The sequence below is a fragment of the Aquabacterium olei genome, from assembly GCF_003100395.1.
GTDB classification, from domain to species: domain Bacteria; phylum Pseudomonadota; class Gammaproteobacteria; order Burkholderiales; family Burkholderiaceae_C; genus Aquabacterium; species Aquabacterium olei.
Window position 1 is genome coordinate 3,272,199 of record NZ_CP029210.1, and the last position, 18,449, is coordinate 3,290,647.

Here is an 18,449-nt window from a genome sequence, read left to right on the forward strand (position 1 = left end):
TCGACGCCACCGCCGCCAACCAACGAAGGAAAAAGCGCTTGCTTATGACGGGAAAGGCTTCAGCCCTTGCGAGCGGACTTCGGCCCGTCCTTGGGCGCTTCCTTGGGTGCCTCGCTGGCGCGCACACGCTCGCCGGCCTGGACGGTATCGGGCGGGTTCAGCACCACCGCCTCGTCTGCCGACAGACCCTCGATGACCTCGACAGAGCGCCCCAGGTCGCGCCCCAACTTCACGGGTCTCAGGCTCAATGACTGATCCTCGTTCAGCACCGCCACCCGGGGTCCGTCCTGACGGAATTGCACCGCGGTGGGCGGCACAAACAGCGTCGGGCCAGCCCCGGCCAGCTCGAGGCCGACCTCGACGTACCCGCCCGGCTTGAGCTGGCCGCCCGCATTCGGGACTTCCACTTCCACCTGGGCGGAGCGCGTGGCCGCGTCGATCCCCCCTGCCACCCGGCGCACCATGCCTGCCAGCTTCAGCGGAGGCCGCTCGAGCAGGCGGAGCGATACGGACTGCCCCACCTTCACGCCATCAAGGTGACTTTGAGGCACCGCCACGGTCAGCCGCAGCACGTCATCCTGTGCCAGGTAGTAGAGCTCGCGGTTCGCGGTCGCACTGCCTGCCGCCACCAACGCTCCGACCTCGACATGGCGGCGCACCACCACGGCATCGAACGGCGCGACGATGCGACCGAATTGCTGCAGGGCTTCCAGCCGCTGGACACTGGCACGGGCCGCAGCCAGATCGGCCTGTGCAGCCTGAAAGGCGGACCGGCGCTCGTCGAGTTCCTGCTGCGAGACGGCGTTGCTGCCCCGCAGGCTCTCCCATCGCGCCAGCGACGTCCGGGTCAGCTCCAGGCGCGCCTGAATCTGCTGCAGGGTGGCCCGGGTCTGGGCCAGGTCCTGATCGACCTCCGGCGTGTCGATCAGGGCCAGCACCTCGCCCTGCTTCACGCGGTCGCCGATGTCCTTCTTCCACGCCTTCACATACCCGTTGGTGCGCGCGTGGATCGCGGCCTCCTGCCGCCCTCTCAGCGTCGCGGGCAGGGTCAGCGTGCGTTCGCCGCGCGCCACCTCGGGCCGGATGAACAGCACGGAGCGCACGGCTGCGGCCTCGGTGCCCGCGCGAACCGCCCTCGCCTGCTCGGCATTCACCCAGGTGCGTGCGCCACCGGCCAGGAGCAACACAGCCAGCATCCCCCAGCCCCACGGCGCCACGCGGGCTCGGGGCACCTGGCGTGTTTCGTCGGCTGGGACAGGCTCGGGCTCCTCGACCGGAAAGCCTTCTGGATTCAGTTGTGCGTTCATGACAGCGGGAAGGGTTGGGCAACAGCCAGGCCATTGCGGCGGTGCGCACGGGCCCGTCGCCGTGCATGGACGCCGGCGAACACCAGCGGAACAAAGGCGAGGGTGGACAGGGTGGCCGCCGCAAGCCCGCCGATCACGGCCCGCCCGAGCGGGGCGTTCTGCTCGCCGCCCTCCCCCTGGCCCAGGGCCATCGGCACCATGCCGATCACCATGGCAAGCGCGGTCATCAGCACCGGACGCAGGCGCGTGGCACCGGCCTCGCGGGCCGCGGTGATGGCATCCGCACCTTCGGCCAGGCGCTCACGTGCAAAGGACACCACCAGGATGCTGTTCGCCGTGGCGACGCCCACGGTCATGATCGCCCCGGTCAGCGCGGGCACCGACAGAGGCGTTCCCGTCAGGTAAAGCATCCAGGCGATGCCCGCCAGGGCAGCCGGCAGGCCACTGAGGATGACAGCGGGATCCAGCCAGGACTGGAAGTGCACCACCAGCAGCAGGTAAACCAGCAGCACGGCCACCAGCAGACCCGCAGCCAGCGCGTTGTAGGCGGTCTTCAGGGTCTCGACCTGACCCCGCACCGTGATCTCCGAGCCGCGCGGCAACTGGCCGCGCACGCCATCGATCAACGCGGCAATCTCGGCATAGGTGCTGCCCAGATCACGGCCATCGACGCTGACATGGATGTCGAGCACGTTGGCAATGTTGTAGTGCGAGACGTTGCCTTGCAGGCTGGTCGGCCTCACCTGCACCACGCTGCCCAACAATTGCGGCTCGCGCGCGTCCCCTCCACCCGACCCGTTGATCGGCAGACTGAGCATGGCCCCCAGACTGTCCACCTGCTGTTGCGGCACCTGCACAGCCACGTTGTACACGGTGCCATTGACTGGGTTGAGCCAGTAAGTGGGCGCGGTTTGAAAGCTCGAACTCATGGACACCATGACGTTCTGCGCCACATCTCTCGCCACCAGGCCCGTCTGGGCCAGCGCAGCGCGGTCCATCTCGAGCGCCAGCGCGCGCCGGTTGAAGCGCTGATGCAAGGTGACATCGACAGCGCCCGGCACCTTGCGGATCCGGTTGATCAACGTCGTCGCCACAGCAAGGTTCTCTTCGGTCTTGTTGCCCTGGATCTGGATGTCGATGGGCGCACTCAGCCCGAAGTTGAGCGTCTGGCTGACCATGTCGGCCGGCTGGAAGTAGAACTCGTTGCCGGGAAACCGCTGGGGCAGCGTGCGCCTCAGCTCGCGGATGTAGCCGGCGGTCTTGCGCAGCCCCGGCTGCAGGCTCACGAGGATCTCGGCGTCGCTGCTGTCGAACGTGCCGTTGTTGCTGTAGAGCGTGTTGAACGGCGAATAGGGCCCGCCCACGATGTCGACCAGACCCAGCAGTTCCTCGCGGGGGATCACCTGCCGGATGTGGGCCTCGACCTGGTCGATGAAGGCCGGCATTTCTTCGATGCGTGTGCCGAGCGGCGCCCGCACGTGCAACCGGATCTGAGACGCATCGACGACCGGAAAGAAGTCGCGGCCGAGCACGGCAAACAGGCCGCACGAGGCCAGGGCCAGGGTGAGGAAGGCCGCACCGTACCGAAGGCGGTGGTGCAGCAGTCCCGCCAGTTGAGCCGCATAGGCGCGCCGCGCCCGCTCGAACGCGGCTTCAAAGCCATGGTGGACCGACAGCAAGACCGTGCCAAGACGGCCAGGCGGCAGGGCACGCTCCCGGTGGCGCATCAGGTACATCACCAGGGTGGGCACCAGCGTGCGCGACAGCACATAGGAAGCCAACATGGCGAACACCACCGCCAGCGCCAACGGTTTGAACAGTTGCCCTGCCACGCCGGGCAGGAACAGCATCGGCACGAAGACGATGCAGATGCACAGTGTCGCCACCAGGGCCGGCCCGGCAATCTCGGCCGCGCCGTCGAGGATGGCCGCCTGCGGGGCCTTGCCCATGTGCAGGTGCCGCTCGACGTTCTCGATCTCCACGGTGGCGTCGTCCACCAGGATGCCGACCGCCAGCGCGAGCCCGCCGAGCGTCATGATGTTGATGGTCTCGCCGATCAGGTGCAGCACGATCAGCGACACGAGGATGGACAGCGGGATGGACACCGCAATGATGGCGGTGCTGCGCCAGTTGCCCAGAAAGAGCAGCAGCAGGGCGGCCGTGAGGCAGCCGGCGATGAGCGCTTCGTGCAGCACCGACTGGATGGCCGCGTCCACGAACACCGACTGGTCAGCGAGCGGTGTCACCGTGATGTCCTCGGGCAGGCTCTGCAGATAACGTGGCAACTCCTCCCGAATCTGGCGAATGATGTCCAGCGTCGAGGCCGAACCGTTCTTCAGCACCGTCATCAGCAGGCCGCGTTCGCCATCGCGGCGCACCACGTTGGTCTGCGGCTGGAAACCATCCTTGACCTGGGCCACGTCGCGCACGAACACGGTGTTGCCATTGACGGTGGTGATCGGGATGTCGCCCAGCGCCTGCATGCTCGATGGCGAGCCATTGAGCTGGACGGCCACCTCCTGGCTGCCGATCCGCGCCGAGCCGGAAGGCAGGGTCAGGTTCTGCACGCTCAGTGCGTTGACCACGTCCACCGCCGTGAGCCCGCGCGCCACCAGAGCCGGCCCATTGAGGTCGATCGACACCTGGCGGAAGCGCCCGCCGTACGGCGCCGTCACGGCCACGCCGGGCACGGTGATGAGCCTGGTTCGCAGGACGTTGAAGGCCTGCTCGTTGAGCTCCTGTTCGCTGCGAACGGGGCTGCTGATGCCGAGCTGCAGGATCGGCAGGTCGGTCGCGCTGTACTTGATGATCGTCGGCGGCGTGGCCCCTGCCGGCAGCGAGCGCAAGGCAGCCTGCGTGCTGGACACCACCTGCGCAATGGCCGTGGCCTGGTCGACCTGCGGCTGGAAGAACACCTTGATGACACCGAGACCGGCCATGGTCTGGGACTCGGTGTGCGCCATGTCGCCGACCGAGTTGGCCAGGTTGCGCTCGATCGGCGTGATGATGCGGTCGGTCATCTCCTTCGCGTTGAGCCCGTTGTAGCTCATCAGAATGGCCACGACGGGCACGTCGATCTTGGGAAAGACATCGACGGGCGCCTTGCGCAGCAGCAGCGGCGCGGCCAGCACAATGAGCAGCGCACCGACGAGGAAGGTATAGGGGCGGCGCAGCGCGAGTCGGACGATCCACATGGGGCGGGCGGCGGGAAGGCAGAAAGAGAATGCGTGAGCCGAGGCGGCGGGTGTCCGCAGACACCCGCCCGCTGTGCTTACCTAGCGGCAAAGCAGTAGAAGTAGCCGGCCCCGCCGGTGCTCACCAGCTTCGCCTGACTGCAACCGCGGCTCGCATGGGCCGAGTTCCACGACAGCGCCGTGTGCACGCCCCCGGTGCGATCGAAGTGCCCGACCTGGACGGCCCCGTCCTCCGCACTGCTCGTGTAGTTCTTGCAGGTGCGGTCCGAGGTGTCGTTGACGAAGGCCCGCCCGTCCGGATGAGAACCGGTCAGGATGTCGTGCTCGTTCGGCGTGTCGCCAGCCCGCTTCACCGGCTGGCCCTGCTCGGTCAGTGCCGTCGACCAGTTGATGGCGTTGCCGATGCGCGCGTCCTCCAGGTTGTCACCGTGCAGGTGTGCCACGTCGCGGGCGATCAGTGCGCCCTTCACGTTGAACCACGGACCGGTGCCGATGCGGTCACGCGCATGGACGGCCGGCTTGCCGTCCCACGACTGCGTGCTCAGGTAGGCCCGCCAGGTGCGGTTACCGGCACCGACCGCGGCCGCAAGCTTCTGGCAGTGCGCATCCGCGCCAGCCAGGCCGCCCAGATCCGCACCCTTGCCGGAGCCGACGCTGGTGACAAAGAAGCTGAAGGGCCCGACCTCCCGGTTGGCCGGCTGCGGGGCAGCGGCCGGCGCTGCGGCAGTCTGGGATTGCACGGCGGCGCTCGTCAGCATGAGCAGGCCCACGAACGACGCTGCGGCGATGGACTGAATGGTGTGCTTCATGGTGTTCAGTCCTTCTTGCGGTAGTCGTCGTGGCAGGCCTTGCAGGTGCCTTGCAGCTTCGCCAGCTGGGCCTTCACTTGCCCCACATCGCCTGCGGCCGCCACACGGGACAGCTCATTGGCTTCCTTGTTGAACGATGCGGCCACCTCGCCGGCCTTCTTGTCGGTGAACAGCTCGGGTTTGACGGCCGTCTCCCGCCACCCCTTGCCGGTTTCCGTGCCCGGCGCATAGAGCGCGCCCAGTCCGGAGTTGGCCAGGGCGGCAATCGCGTTGGCCGCCTTGATCACGTCGTCCTTGTTGTACGTGCCGTCCACGTTGGCCTTCACGCGGCCAGTGTTCCAGGCAATCACCTGGTAGGCCGACTGACGCCACTTGATCAGCTGCTCGGGTTTGGGGGCCTGCTGCGCGTGGGCGGCCTGGGCGGCCAGCAGGGCGGCCAGCACGGTGGACGCCGTGGCGCCCAGAACGGCGGCAAAGCGCTTGCGGTTCTTCATGGTCTTCCTTGTGATGGGTTGGAGATGGGATGAAAGGGATGCTCAGGACTTGCGCCCTTTGGTGGCAGCCAGTTGCTGGACGATTTCCAGTGCCTTGCGCACGTTCTGGTCTGGCGACACGCCACCGACCGTGGCGGCCACGCGGCCATCCGGCGTGACGACGAAGGTCGTGCGTTCGGTGCGCGCATGGTCGATCTCGATGCCGCGGGTGTCCTTGCGCCCGGCGGGCACTTCGGTGACCGGCAGATCGAACGCACGGGCGACCTTGCCGTCCGCATCCGACGCCACCGGGATCTTTCCAGCACAGAACTGGGGATCGGCCGAGAAATCGTTCAGGCGCGCGATGCTGTCGAGCGACACGCCGACGATCGACGCACCCGCCGCGGCGAACTTCTCGACGTTCTGGGCAAACAGGTGAGCCTGCACGTTGCAGCCATTGGTGAAGGCCGAAGGATAGAAATAGACGACGACCGGTCCTTTGCGCAACGCGTCCTTGAGCGCGTAGTGAAAGGGCTTTCCCGCTTGTGACGCCTGAAGGCGGAAGTCAGGGGCGATGTCCCCCTCCTTGAGCGCGGCGTGGGCGGGCCACGCGAGCCAGGCGGCAGAAAGGGCCAGCACGGCGCCGGCGACAGATTTGTTCATGGTGTGGTGTTTCCTCGTTGATCGGAATGGGCTGACAGCCCCGACAGGTGAGAGGCCAGGGCCTCGATCTCGGTGTCGGTCAGGGGGCGGATTGCATCGCTCATCACGCCGCCCGGACTGTTACGGCGATCGCCGCTACGCCAGTTGCGTAACTGCTGATCGAGATAGCGCCACTCCTGCCCGCCAAGGACGGGCGACAGCGGCTGAGCTCGCTGCCCCTCGCCTCTTGGGCCGTGGCACGCTGCGCAGGCAGGTACGCCCCGAACTGAATCGCCCTGTTCGTACAGCCGGCGTCCGAGCTCGCTGACGTCGCGGGCGTCCCCCCGCATGGACGGCAGCGACGCGAAGTACGCAGCAATGTCGGCCGCGTCCTCGTCGGTGATGCTGCGAGCCATGATGGCCATCTGGTCGTGCTTGCGCGCACCCGAACGGAAGTCCTGAATCTGCTTGACGATGTAGGCGGCCTGCTGCCCGGCCAGCCGCGCGAACTTGCCTTCGGGCCCGTTGCTGTGGCCCTGGCCCTGCCCGTCTGCGCCATGGCATTCGATGCAGCGCTCGGCGTCCGCCTTGCCTTGCCCTAGCGCTGCGTCACCGGGTCGCGGCATGGTGGGCGAAGCCTGGCTGGGTCCACCCTTGCGGCCCTGTGTACCGGCTGCCAGCGAGCCCAGCGGGATGGCAGCCAGCAGACACAGCAACACGCCGATGCAGGCGTTCTTTGAGGACTTCCGCTGGCCCATCAGGACTGCTTGTAGAACGTGTGGCAGGCGCGGCAGGTGCGCGACAGCTCTGTGGCAGAGCCCGAGGCGCCCCCAAAGTCCTGCGCGCCCACCTGCTGCTGGATCTTCTCGGTCAGCTGCAGGCTTTTGCGCGAGAGCGCCAGGCCGTCCGGTGCTTCCGGCTTGGCCAGGTAGTGCTTCTCCACCGTCTGGAACAGGGTGTGCAGTTCCTCGGCATCCTTCGCAGAGGCACCGGCATCGCGCAGCGCGATGTTCGATGCCAGGCTCTTGTTGGCGTCCTCCACGTTCTGCATCAGGTCCATGTCCAGCGCGGCATCGGCCGCGCGGGCCAGCCCGATTGCGAAGCACAGCACTCCCAGCGGGATCAGGGCAGACAGCTTGCGCATCAGGCCAGGATGTCCTTGATGACCTTGCCGTACACCACCGTGGGGCGCTCGGATCGGCCGTTGTGGATGAAGGTCGTCTTCAGGTGGTCGAGCCCCATCAGGTGCAGCACGGTGGCATGCAGGTCATAGGTGTCGACCGACTTCTCCTTGTCGGCCACCTGCAGCCCGACGTCATCGGTCTCGCCGTAGGTGAAGCCCGCCTTGAGGCCCCCTCCGGCCAGCCACTGTGTATAGCCCCAGGGGTTGTGATCGCGGCCGCTCCCGCTTTCGCCCCAAGAGGTCCGGCCGAACTCCGAGGTCCACACCACCAGCGTGGTGTCCAGCAGACCGCGCTCCTTCAGGTCGTGCAGCAGGCCGGCAATCGGCTTGTCGACCATGCGCGCCATCACGGCGTGGTTCTGATCCAGCTCGCTGTGTGCGTCCCAGCTCTGGCGGTCGATGTCCGCGCCTTCAGGGAAGCCGGAGACCACCTGCACGAAGCGCACGCCGTTCTCCACCAGGCGGCGGGCCCGCAACAGCACCTCGCCATAACTCTGGCTGGTCTTGTCATTCAAGCCATACAGCTCCTTGGTGGCGGCCGTTTCCTTGCTGATGTCCACGGCCTTCGGGGCGGCCGTCTGCATGCGGTCGGCCAGCTCGTATGACTGCAGGCGGGCCCGCAGCTCGGTGTCGCTCGGGTACCGATCGGCGCCGATGTTGTTCAGACGCTTGAGCAGGTCCAGCGAAGCGCGCTGCTGCGCGGGGCTGCGCAGGTCGGGTCGGTTCAGGTAGAGGATGGGGTTCTCGCCCGGTCGGAAGGCCGTGCCCTGGTACACCGCCGGCAGGAAGCCAGAGGCCCAGTTCACCGAGCCGGCCGACGGCTCGCGGTCGCCGTTGTAGAGCACCACGTACGGCGGCAGATCCGGGTTGGCCGAGCCCAGTGCATACGTGATCCAGGCACCCAGCGACGGCCGCCCCGGGTTGAGGTCACCCGTGTTGAGCTTCAGGATCGAGATATCGTGCGTGGCGCCCACGGTCGTGCTCGACTTGATGAAGGTGAGCTTGTCGGCGTGCTGAGCCAGGTTGGGCAGCAGGTTCGAGAACCAGGCGCCGCTCTCCCCATACTGCTTCCAGGTGCGCTCCTTCGACACGAAGAGCTTGCCCACCCCGCCTTGCGTGCTGGTCTTGATGCCCTTGAGGAAGGAAGCCGGCACCGGCTCGCCAGCCAGGCGCTGCAACTCCGGCTTGTAGTCGTACAGATCGAGCGTCGAGGGCGCGCCGTTCTGATGCAGCCAGATCACCGACTTGATCTTGCCCGGAAAGTGCGGCGACTTCAGTGCCAGCGGGTCGGCCAGCTCGGCCGCGGTGGCTGCACCGATGTAGCCGATCCCGGGAAGAAAGCCGCCGAGGGCTGCACCACCGAGGCCCAGGCCGGCCTGGCGCAGGAAGGCGCGACGTTGTTCGTTGTTCATGCTCTGATTCCTTGTCTGGATGAGGGTTCGTCAGCCGGATGGGTCCGGTCAGAAGCGATAGGCAAAGTCGTTGGCGTTCGCGACGGTGTGCACAAGGTCCACGAAGGCCGCTGACTTGATGGGGTCGTAGCCCTTGGTGTTCTTCAGGCCCCACGGCACTGCCACCTCGAACTTGCCCTCGGCGACCTTCTGACGGATGGCAATCTGCTGATCGGCGAGGAACTGCTTGAGCGCAGCGCGCTCGGTCTTGTTGGGCTCCCGGGCAAACAGGATCTGGTAGACCCGATTGAGCTGTGCATCCTCGTTCGCCCCGGCCTCGTTGATCACGCGGCCCGCCAACGCCTGGCTCCAGTCAAAGACAATCTCGCTGTTGAACAGGGTCAGGGCCTGCAGCGGCGTGGTCGTCACATCCCGCTTGTGATGCGGGTTGTTGGGGTTGGCCGGATCGAAGTTCTGCGTGATCGGGTACGGGAAGCTGCGACGCGTGAACACATAGAGGCTGCGGCGGTGCCAGTCCTCCTGGTCATCGGACACGGTCCATGCACGGTTGCCCGCGAAATCCTGCGACTTGCCGACGTCGTTGCCACGCTTGAGCACCGGCGGGAACACGGACGGTCCTCCCACCTTGTCGACCAGCAGGCCCGACGCGTACAGCAACGAGTCGCGGATCTCTTCGGCTTCCAGGCGCTTGCGCGGATAGACAGCCAAGAGCTTGTTCTCGGGGTCGAGCTTCGCGACGTCCTTGCGCTCGTCAGACGACTGGCGATAGGTGGACGACAACAGGATCTCGCGGTGCAGCTTCTTGATGCTCCAGCCGTCGCCGACGAACTTCGAGGCCAGGTGGTCCAGCAGCTCAGGGTGGGTCGGCTTCTGGCCCGCACGACCGAAGTCGGCCACCGTGGGCACGATGCCCTTGTCGAAGTACTGGGCCCAGACCCGGTTCACGTAGACGCGTGCCGTGAGCGGGTTGTTGTCGGCGCTCAACCATTGAGCCAGCACCGCGCGGCGACCGGAAGAATGGGCCAGCGGCGTTATGGGCACTTCACCCTTGCCGCCCCACAGCGCCGGGATGCCAGGGTTCACGGCCTCCAGTGGCTTCTCGTGGATGCCTGTGAAGCGCACGTGGGTGGGCGGCACCTCCTTGCTGGTCAGCTCCAGCGCGGTCGTCAGGGTGCCACTGCCCTTGGACGGCTTGAGCTTGTCGAACTGCTTGAGCTGCTCCTGCAGGCCCTTGTACTCCTTCCACAGGGCAACGTGGTCCTCCTTGTAGTCCGCACGCGTCTTCTCTTCTGCGGTGTCACGCAGGTAGCTGACGATCTCGTTGTCGGACGCCACGGCCTGCTTGCGCCAGTTCACCCACTTGTCGAGTGGCGTCCACTCGGCTTCGGGCTTGAAGATGGCGGCACGGCTGTCATCGAGGTAGCGCTCGTTGTAGTACTTGCGACCAGCCTCGCGCACCTGATCGAGGATGGCCTTCTGACGCGCCCGGATGTCCTTCGTGGCCTCGTTGTAGACGGCCAGCTGCTTCTGATAGGCCCGGTCGAACTCGGTTTCCGTGCCCTTGGCCAGCGGTGCCTTCTCGTTGAAGGCCGTGTTGGCGAAGAAGGCCTGCAGCTGGAAGTACTCCTTCTGGCTGACGCGGTCCGACTTGTGGTTGTGGCACCGGGCGCAACCGATGGTCTGCGCCAGGAAGACCTCGCCGACCAGATCCGTCATGTCGGTCTCGATCTGGTACTTCCGCTGAATGAGGTCACGCGAGTTGTAGTTGTCGGGGTAGCCCGCCAGAAAGCCTGTTGCAATGCGGGCCTGCTGGTCCTCCGGCCACAGCTCGTCACCGGCCAGCTGCTCCTGGATGAAGCGGTTGTAGGGCTTGTCGCTGTTGAAGGCGTTGATGACGTAGTCGCGATAGCGCCAGTTGTTGGGCCGCGTGTTGTCGTTCTGAAAGCCGGTGCTGTCCGCGTAGCGGGCCAGGTCCAGCCAACGACGAGCCTGGCGTTCCCCGAAGTGATGGGATGCCAGCAGACGGTCCACCAGCTTCTCGTAAGCCTGAGGCGACTTGTCGTTGACGAAGGCCTTGACCTCCTCCGGCGTGGGCAGCAAGCCCCATGCATCGAGCGTGGCACGGCGGATGAAGGTGGCCCGATCGGCTTCGGGCGATGGCTTGAGCCCGGCGGTTTCCTGCTGGGCGAGCACAAAGGCATCGATGGGTGAACGCACCCACCGCGCGTTCTGCACGGTCGGCACGGAAGGCGTCTTGAGAGGCTGATACGGGCTCCAGCGACCGGTGGCCGCGGCCGGTTTCGCGGCGCTGGCCGACACCGGATTCGTGCCCGCCGAGGGCGTGGGCTCGGCCGCCTGCAAGGAAACAGCCGCGAGCCCGACTGCGGCGGAGACAAGCCATCTGTTATTCATTTCCAGAGCCTCCATTTGCGATACGCGGAAAATTCATTTGCTTGCTTTCCTTGGATATATGAAACCACAACGAAATACCTGAAAGGGCCTCGTTGCCGACGTTCCGGGAAAGGTGCCAGGGGACAGCGAGGGATGGCGGCATAGCGCAACTTGCGTGCCACCCGCAGCGTCAACCCGATCGACAAGCAAAAATCACCCAAATCATTGATATGAAAGGATATTTGTGATTTTTCTATGCTTATCCGAACCGCAACGAAAGGAGGGCCACCTCGCCCACCCGATTCCATGCGGTGATTCCTCAACACCCCGCTGCACGAAAACCAACAACGTGCTTCACAGAAATCAACACAAGGCGCCTCAGATACTGCCTCGACATCAAAAAAAGGCTGGCACAAACCCTGCGTAAAGCTCGGCTCCAGATATTCAGAATTCCTTGAAGCAGGAGCCATTTAGTGTCCTTTCAGAAAAAATCTCAGGTGGCCCTCGCAGCCTTGCTCGCGCTGTCCGGCGCCGCCGTCCACGCGCAGTCCAACGCCAGCGAGGTCCAGTCCCTGAAGAACACGGTCGAAGAACTGCGGCGCCAGGTGGAAGAGCTGCGCGGGCTGGTCCGGTCGCAGGCAGCCGCCCCCGCCACGGCGAGCCCGGTCGAAGGCGAATCACAGGAAAGCATCGACGCCCGGACCGCGGCATCCAAGGCCGACATCCAGGGCCTCCGCACCGACCTCGAGAACTACAAGTACGACCAGTCCCGCCTGCAGGAACGCAACATCCCCAGCGTCACGCGCAACACCCGCCTGGGCGGCACCGTCACGCTGGGCTATGAAACCCGCAACCCGGCTTATGCCGCGGGTGACTCGCAGACCACCGCCGCCAGCACGGCGAACCCCGCCGAGCCGCGTGACAACGGGTTCCGGGCGCCAACCGCCACGCTGAACCTGACCGGCAACCTCTACCGCGACTACGCCGAGGGCCGCAACCTCACCTACCGGTTGGCCCTCAACATCGGCACCACCGGCACCAACGCGACGAGCAATTCGCAGGTCAACCTGACGGACGCCTACATCCGCTACAGCTACGAGCCCGCGACCGGCAACCTCGAGGACCGCCTCGGCACCATCACGCTGGGTCAGCAGCCGGTGCCCTTCGGCCTCGACGCGCCCGCGCTCGACCCCGAAGTGCGCGCCGTGATCAACAGCGCACTGTTCGTCAATGGACTGGACCTGGGCACGCGCCAGATCGGTCTGCTCGTGCAGGGTGACTTCGACCCCTACGTCGACTTCACCAACAACTACCGCGCCCCCCTGCTGGGCTACGCGCTGGGCTACTTCAACGGCAACGGCCCCAACAAGAACGACAACAACGCCTCGCGCGACTGGTTGGCGCGCCTGGTCTTCACCTTGCCGGTCGACTACACGAGCTGGTTCCGTCAGCTGCAGATCGGCGCGAGCTACTACAAGCGTTCACCCACCGTGGCACGCACCAGCACGGCCACCACCGGCTTCACCGGCGAGAACGACATCACCGGCATCGACGTGAACTGGACGCACCTGCCCTTCTCGATCTCGTACGAATGGGCCCGCGGCAAGGGGCAGATCACGCCCACCGCCGTCGATCCGGATGGCAACAAGCGGGGTGTGGGCCAGTACATCAACCTGGGCTACACGTGGGGCGAGCAGTTCCTCAACAGCTCGAAGCAGCAAGGCAAGTTCGATGACTACTGGCCGCAGTCCTATCAGGCCTTCGTGCGCTACGACACCTTCGATCCGAACGACAACGCCCGCGTGGTCAATGACAAGCAGACCCGCACCACGCTGGGCCTGAACGTCTTCTTCGCCGAGACGACCCGCTTCCAGATCAACTACTTCAAGGATCGCAACGAAGCGGGCACCAGCGCCCAGCCCAAGCGCGCCACCGGCCTGCAGGCGCAGTTCGTCGCCGGCTTCTGATCCCCACTGACATCCACAGGAGTGTTCCCCTCATGAAACGTCGCACCTTCAGCGCCGCACTGGCCTCGGGCCTGGCCGCACCGGCCCTCATCGGCCTGACCACCGGCACCGCCCGGGCGCAATCCGGCGGCAAGCCCGCCACCATCCGCATCGGCTTCCCCGGCGCCGGCACGGCAGGCCGGCCCCTGCCCTCTTCCGGCTTCACGGCCAACGTCGTGTTCCGCGGCGAACTGGAGCAGGAGTTCGCAGCCGACGGCATCAAGATCGAATGGAAGTACTACGTCGGCGCCGGGCCGGCACTCAACGAGGCCTATGCCAACGGCCTGCTCGACTTCTGCTTCGGCCACGGCGACCTGCCGTTGATCGTGGGCCGCTCCACCGGGCTCAAGCACAAGATCCTGCTGTCGTCCGGTCGCGGCGGCGACACCTACTTCGTGGTGCCTGCGTCCTCCAGCGCGAAGAGCATCAAGGACCTGGAGGGCAAGATCCTGTCGTGCCAGAAGGGCACCGCCGGGCAACTGCGGCTCTACCGCTTCCTGGCCCACCACGGCTACAAGGAACCGGAGAAGCAGTTCCGCATCATCAGCCAGATCACCGACGACCGTCGCGCCTCGCTGGCCACCGGCAACATCGCCGGCGCACTCGACACGCCCTTTGGCCTGGAGGCCCGCGGCATCGCCCGCACGCTGGACCAGATCTTCGACGACCCCTTCCAGAACGTGCCGGGCTCGGTGTGGGTGGGCGAGGCCTTCGAGCAGCGCCATCCCGACCTGGTGCAGCGCATCGTCAACCGACTGGTCAAGACCGCGCACTGGAGTTCGCAGGAAGCCAACCGGGAAACGCAGTACCAGCTGTGGACCCGCGCAGGCGACAACACCTACATCGACAACAAGCGGGTGTGGGACCGCACAAAGGACCTGCGCAACCGGATCACCCCCCTGCTGGACGAGTACTACACCGCCTCCATCCAGCGCTCGGTGAACGAGATCAAGGGCCACCGCCTGTCGCGCCGCGACGTGAGCCTGGACGGCTGGATCGAGCCCAAGTACCTGAACCACGCGCTGCGCGAACAGAAGCTCGAGACGTACTGGCCCACCCAGGACGCCAACGGCAAGTTCATCCGCACCTGACCCCCGCGACCCGAGAAGGAACCCACCATGGCCGTGTCCACCGACGACCTTGCAATCTTTCCGCCGGAGGGAGCACTGCCCGCCACACCGGCATCGACGCGCCGGTCACCGTCGCGTGTCGCGGGGGGGTTGGCCTGGCTGGCCAGCACCCTCGGTACCGTGGCGCTCGGCCTCATCCTGCCGGCCGCGCTGTTCGCCCTGTGGTGGACGGCCGCCGACCGCCACTGGATCGCCGAGCAGATCCTGCCGTCGCCGGCGTTCGTGTGGGAATCGCTCGGCATCGTGTGGGACAGCGGCGAGCTGCTGGGCCACGTCGGCCACAGCGCCCGACGTGCCGCGCTGAGCCTGTTGATCGGTGGCGGGGCCGGGCTGGTGCTGGGCTTTGCCATGGGCCTGTCCGAGCGGATCAGGGCCTATGTGTGGCCCAGCTTCAATGCACTCGCGCAGCTGCCGGTGCTCGGCTGGATCCCGCTGCTCATCATCTTCATCGGCATCGAAGAAGGCCTGAAGCTGACGGCCATCTCGATCGCGGTGGTCGTGCCGGTCGCGCTCAGCACGCTCAATGGCATCGCCAACATTCCGGCGGCGCTGCTCGAGGTCGGGCGCGTCTACCGCTTCAGCGCATGGCAGACCCTGGGTCGCATCGTGCTGCCGGCCACCACGCCAGCCTTGTTCACGGGCTTGCGTCAGGGCGTGATGCAGGCATGGCTCACCACGATCTTCGTCGAGCTGTTGTCCTCCAGCGAGGGGCTGGGGTTCTTCATGTCCTACAGCCGCTCGCTCAGCCAGATCGACATGGTGATCGTCTCCATGCTGGCCATCGGCGTGCTGGGCCTCGCCATCGAACTCACCTTGCGGCTGGTCGAATCCCGGCTGCAAGGCTGGCGCCGCAACGCCTTCTGAACCCGACCTGACCGGAACGCTTCACCATGTCTCTGCCTTCCAAACGACCTGACTGGCGCGGCTGGGTGCTGCCTGCTACTTTCATCGCGCTGTGGTTCACCGCCACGCAGCTGCACTGGGTGAACACCCGGCTCATCGTGCCGCCCGCAGGCGTGGTGACCACCGCGTTCACCGAATTGCAGAAGCCCGATTTCCATGTCGGCGTGGCGCTCAGCCTGTGGCGAGATCTCTCCGGCTTTGCAATCGGCGCACTGGCCGGGGTGGCCGTCGGCACCCTGATCGGCGTGTCCCGCCTGGCCGACAAGCTCATTGGCCCGACCTTCCACACGGCCCGCCAGATCTCGCTGTTCGCATGGCTGCCCTTGCTCTCGGCCATCCTCGGCACCGGGGATGTGGCCAAGATCCTGTTCATCGGATTCTCGACTTTCTACCCCGTGGTGCTGGGCACGATCGAGGGCGTACGGGGCGTGACCCAGGCCCATGCCGAGGTGGCCCGTGTGTACGGGTTCACGCCCTGGCAGACGCTGCGCCGCCTGGTGTGGCCGGCTGCCGCGCCACAGATGCTGGGTGGCCTGCGCCTGGGGCTGATCTATGCCTGGCTGGCGACCATCGGCGCCGAGTTCCTGCTCGTCAACGACGGACACGGCATCGGCAACATCGTCTTCAAGGGGCGCAATGCCTTCAACGTCGAGCTGATCCTCTTCGGCCTGCTGGCCATCGGCCTGGTCGGCGTGGTGTTCAACCGCCTGGCCACGCTGGCCGAGCAGCGCCTGCTGCACTGGCGCGCGCCCGCGCGTCGCTGACCTGCCGCCACCGACCGACTTCCTTCGAACCCAGACTCAGGAGCCGCCATGCCCCACGCAGGCACCATCGACATCCAGCAACTTCACAAGCAGTACGACGTCAAGGGCCAGCCCTTGAAGGTCCTGCAGGACATCAACCTCTCGATCCGCCCGGGCGAGTTCATCAGCATCGTGGGGGCCAGCGGCTGCGGCAAATCAACGTTGCTGCGCCTGTTGATCGGCCTGGAATCCGGCTACAGCGGCAAGCTGCTGCTGGACGGCAAGCCCATCCAGGGCACGAGCCTGGATCGCGGCATCGTGTTCCAGGAGCACCGCCTCTTTCCCTGGCTGAGCGTCGAGCAGAACGTCGCGCTGGGCCTGCTGAACGCACCGGGCACCCAGGCCGAGAAGGACCGCAGCGTGCGCGAGCACATCGAACTCGTGGGGCTCAAGGGGTTCGAGAAAGCCTACCCCTATCAGCTCTCGGGCGGCATGTCACAGCGCGTGGCCATTGCCCGCGCGCTGGTCAACCGCCCGGAAGTACTGCTGCTCGATGAACCCTTCGGCGCGCTCGACGCCCTGACGCGCACCCGGCTGCAGCAGGAACTGCAGCGCATCTGGCAGGCCGAGGGCATCACTGCCATCCTCGTCACGCACGATGTGGAGGAAGCCGTCTACCTCGGCGACCGCATCGTCGTGATGGAGCCGCGCCCCGGCCGCATCAAGCGCATCGTCGACGTGCCGCTGGCGCGTCCGCGCGACCGGGTCAGCGCGGCCTTCACGGCCATCAAGGACGACGTGCTCGGCGAATTCAACCACGAGATCAACCACGCCACCGTGGCCGAGCGGCTCGAACGCGTGACCGACCCGCTCACGGCCTGAGCCAGTCCCTTTCCATTCTTTCACCTCACCGCTTCATGCAGTCCAAGAACATGACCACCCGTTCCGTTCTCTCGCTTCTCTCCATCGCCGCCGCTGTGACGCTGTCTGCTCCTGCGGCCCACGCTCAAGAAGCGGCCCCCGCTGGCGAGCCGGCCGCCTCGGCCCCGAAGCCTTACGTGGCCCCCCCCTGGACCTACAAGACGCGCCAGCTCAGCCGCAACGACGTCGACCGGCTGCTGAGCAACCCGAAGAAGCTGCTCGTGCTGGACGTGCGTCGTCCCGATGAACTGGTGAAGTACGGCAGCCTGGCCGTCTACCTGAGCGTGCAACTCAAGGACCTTCCTTACGCGCTGGACTACATCCCGCGCGATCGCCAGATCATCACGGTGTCCAACCGGGCGCACCGTGCGGGCGCGGCCGGCGACCTGCTGGCCAGCAAAGGCTACAAGGTGGCTGGTGCGCTGGGCTCGGAAGACTACCGCGAGGCCGGCGGCAGCCTCCAGAAGGTGTTGCCGCCTCCGCCCAAGCCGGCACAGTGAGGAGGACAGCATGACCACGCACGCGAACACCGACACCCTGCATGCAGGGCTGGCGCCGCCGGCGGAGACGGTGGAGAAGGCCCCTGCTGCGACCCTCACCGTGCCCATCTGGGACCTCGGACTGCGGGTCTTTCACTGGTCGCTGGTGGCCGCAGTGAGCGCCGCCATCGCCACCGGCCTGACCGGCGGCGACTGGATGGTGTGGCACGGACGCGCCGGCATCGCCATCGCGGGCCTGCTGGGCTTCCGCCTCAGCTGGGGCCTGCTCGGGTCCGAGACGGCCCGTTTCCGGGCCTTTGTGCCCACGCCAGCCCGCCTGCGGGCCCATCTGGCAGGGCGGTGGCACGGCGTCGGGCACAACCCGCTGGGGGCGCTGTCGGTGATCGCCCTGCTGGCCCTGCTCGCCGTGCAACTGGGCACCGGTCTGTTCAGCCATGACGACATCGCCTTCAGTGGCCCCCTCGTCTCGCTCGTGACCGATGAGCAGATCAGCGACCTGACGGCATGGCACCACCGCGTGGTCAACCTGCTGTACGGCCTGCTCGGCCTGCACATCGCGGCCATCGCCTTCTATGCGACGGTACGCCGCAAGAACCTGGTGCGCCCCATGGTGACCGGTCGGGCCGCGCTGCCCCCCGGCACCCGACCGCCCCGCGCGGGCAAGCCCGTGGCGCTCGTGCTCTCGGTGGCGATTGGCGCGGGGGTGGCCTGGGGCGCGAGCGGCCTGTGGGTCACACACGAGCCCGTCGCACCGGCCGCGTCGCAGCCCACCCCCGCGTGGTGACCTGCACACCACGCATAAGCAAGCTCAGTTTCATTCGTTCTGCTTCCATCG

16 protein-coding genes are annotated in these 18,449 nt (G+C 66.4%); 7 read left to right on the top strand and 9 right to left on the bottom strand.

Annotated features, from left to right (window positions below):
* Positions 1–59: 59 nt before the first annotated feature.
* The 9 genes from DEH84_RS14690 to DEH84_RS14730 all read right to left on the bottom strand — a co-directional run bounded on the left by DEH84_RS14690 (position 60) and on the right by DEH84_RS14730 (position 11,432).
* Positions 60–1,307, bottom strand: a complete 1,248-nt coding sequence (locus DEH84_RS14690; protein ID WP_245932608.1) for an efflux RND transporter periplasmic adaptor subunit — start codon at positions 1,305–1,307, stop codon at positions 60–62.
* Positions 1,304–4,501: an efflux RND transporter permease subunit gene (locus tag DEH84_RS14695; RefSeq protein ID WP_109037524.1), complete on the bottom strand. Its 3,198-nt coding sequence runs from the start codon at positions 4,499–4,501 to the stop codon at positions 1,304–1,306. The genes DEH84_RS14690 and DEH84_RS14695 overlap by 4 nt, the downstream gene beginning before the upstream one ends.
* Before the next feature lie 77 nt (positions 4,502–4,578).
* Positions 4,579–5,310: a lectin gene (locus tag DEH84_RS14700; RefSeq protein ID WP_109037525.1), complete on the bottom strand. Its 732-nt coding sequence runs from the start codon at positions 5,308–5,310 to the stop codon at positions 4,579–4,581.
* A 5-nt stretch (positions 5,311–5,315) separates the two neighbouring features.
* Positions 5,316–5,804 (bottom strand): c-type cytochrome, encoded by a 489-nt coding sequence (locus DEH84_RS14705; RefSeq protein WP_109037526.1) that lies wholly within the window; start codon positions 5,802–5,804, stop codon positions 5,316–5,318.
* A 42-nt stretch (positions 5,805–5,846) separates the two neighbouring features.
* Positions 5,847–6,446, bottom strand: a complete 600-nt coding sequence (locus tag DEH84_RS14710) for a peroxiredoxin (protein ID WP_109037527.1) — start codon at positions 6,444–6,446, stop codon at positions 5,847–5,849.
* Positions 6,443–7,183 (bottom strand): c-type cytochrome, encoded by a 741-nt coding sequence (locus tag DEH84_RS14715; protein ID WP_109037528.1) that lies wholly within the window; start codon positions 7,181–7,183, stop codon positions 6,443–6,445. The genes DEH84_RS14710 and DEH84_RS14715 overlap by 4 nt, the downstream gene beginning before the upstream one ends.
* Positions 7,183–7,569, bottom strand: a complete 387-nt coding sequence (locus tag DEH84_RS14720; protein ID WP_218929730.1) for a hypothetical protein — start codon at positions 7,567–7,569, stop codon at positions 7,183–7,185. Before DEH84_RS14720 ends, DEH84_RS14715 begins: the two co-directional genes overlap by 1 nt.
* The gene (locus DEH84_RS14725) at positions 7,569–9,020 is read right to left on the bottom strand and encodes a DUF1501 domain-containing protein (protein WP_109037529.1); all 1,452 of its coding nucleotides are present in this window, start codon (positions 9,018–9,020) and stop codon (positions 7,569–7,571) included. Before DEH84_RS14725 ends, DEH84_RS14720 begins: the two co-directional genes overlap by 1 nt.
* Before the next feature lie 48 nt (positions 9,021–9,068).
* Positions 9,069–11,432: a DUF1549 and DUF1553 domain-containing protein gene (locus DEH84_RS14730; protein WP_109038419.1), complete on the bottom strand. Its 2,364-nt coding sequence runs from the start codon at positions 11,430–11,432 to the stop codon at positions 9,069–9,071.
* 452 nt (positions 11,433–11,884) lie between these two features.
* On the opposite strand from DEH84_RS14730, the gene DEH84_RS14735 reads away from it, so the two are divergent.
* The 7 genes from DEH84_RS14735 to DEH84_RS14765 are packed head-to-tail and all read left to right on the top strand — an operon-like array spanning position 11,885 to position 18,398.
* On the top strand, positions 11,885–13,378 hold the full coding sequence (locus tag DEH84_RS14735; RefSeq protein ID WP_159098986.1) for a porin: 1,494 nt from the start codon (positions 11,885–11,887) through the stop codon (positions 13,376–13,378).
* A 32-nt stretch (positions 13,379–13,410) separates the two neighbouring features.
* Positions 13,411–14,508: a type 2 periplasmic-binding domain-containing protein gene (locus DEH84_RS14740; protein ID WP_109037531.1), complete on the top strand. Its 1,098-nt coding sequence runs from the start codon at positions 13,411–13,413 to the stop codon at positions 14,506–14,508.
* Positions 14,509–14,535: 27 nt separating this feature from the next.
* Entirely contained in the window at positions 14,536–15,411 is an 876-nt protein-coding gene (locus DEH84_RS14745; RefSeq protein ID WP_109037532.1) for an ABC transporter permease, read from the top strand.
* A 26-nt stretch (positions 15,412–15,437) separates the two neighbouring features.
* A complete protein-coding gene (locus tag DEH84_RS14750; protein ID WP_109037533.1) occupies positions 15,438–16,214 on the top strand; it encodes an ABC transporter permease in 777 nt (258 codons plus the stop codon).
* A 48-nt stretch (positions 16,215–16,262) separates the two neighbouring features.
* Positions 16,263–17,075: an ABC transporter ATP-binding protein gene (locus DEH84_RS14755; RefSeq protein WP_109037534.1), complete on the top strand. Its 813-nt coding sequence runs from the start codon at positions 16,263–16,265 to the stop codon at positions 17,073–17,075.
* Positions 17,076–17,125: 50 nt separating this feature from the next.
* Entirely contained in the window at positions 17,126–17,614 is a 489-nt protein-coding gene (locus tag DEH84_RS14760; RefSeq protein ID WP_109038420.1) for a rhodanese-like domain-containing protein, read from the top strand.
* Between the two features lie 10 nt (positions 17,615–17,624).
* Positions 17,625–18,398 carry a cytochrome b/b6 domain-containing protein gene (locus DEH84_RS14765; protein WP_109037535.1) on the top strand — a complete coding sequence of 258 codons (774 nt, stop codon included), beginning with the start codon at positions 17,625–17,627 and terminating at the stop codon, positions 18,396–18,398.
* Positions 18,399–18,449 lie beyond the last annotated feature (51 nt).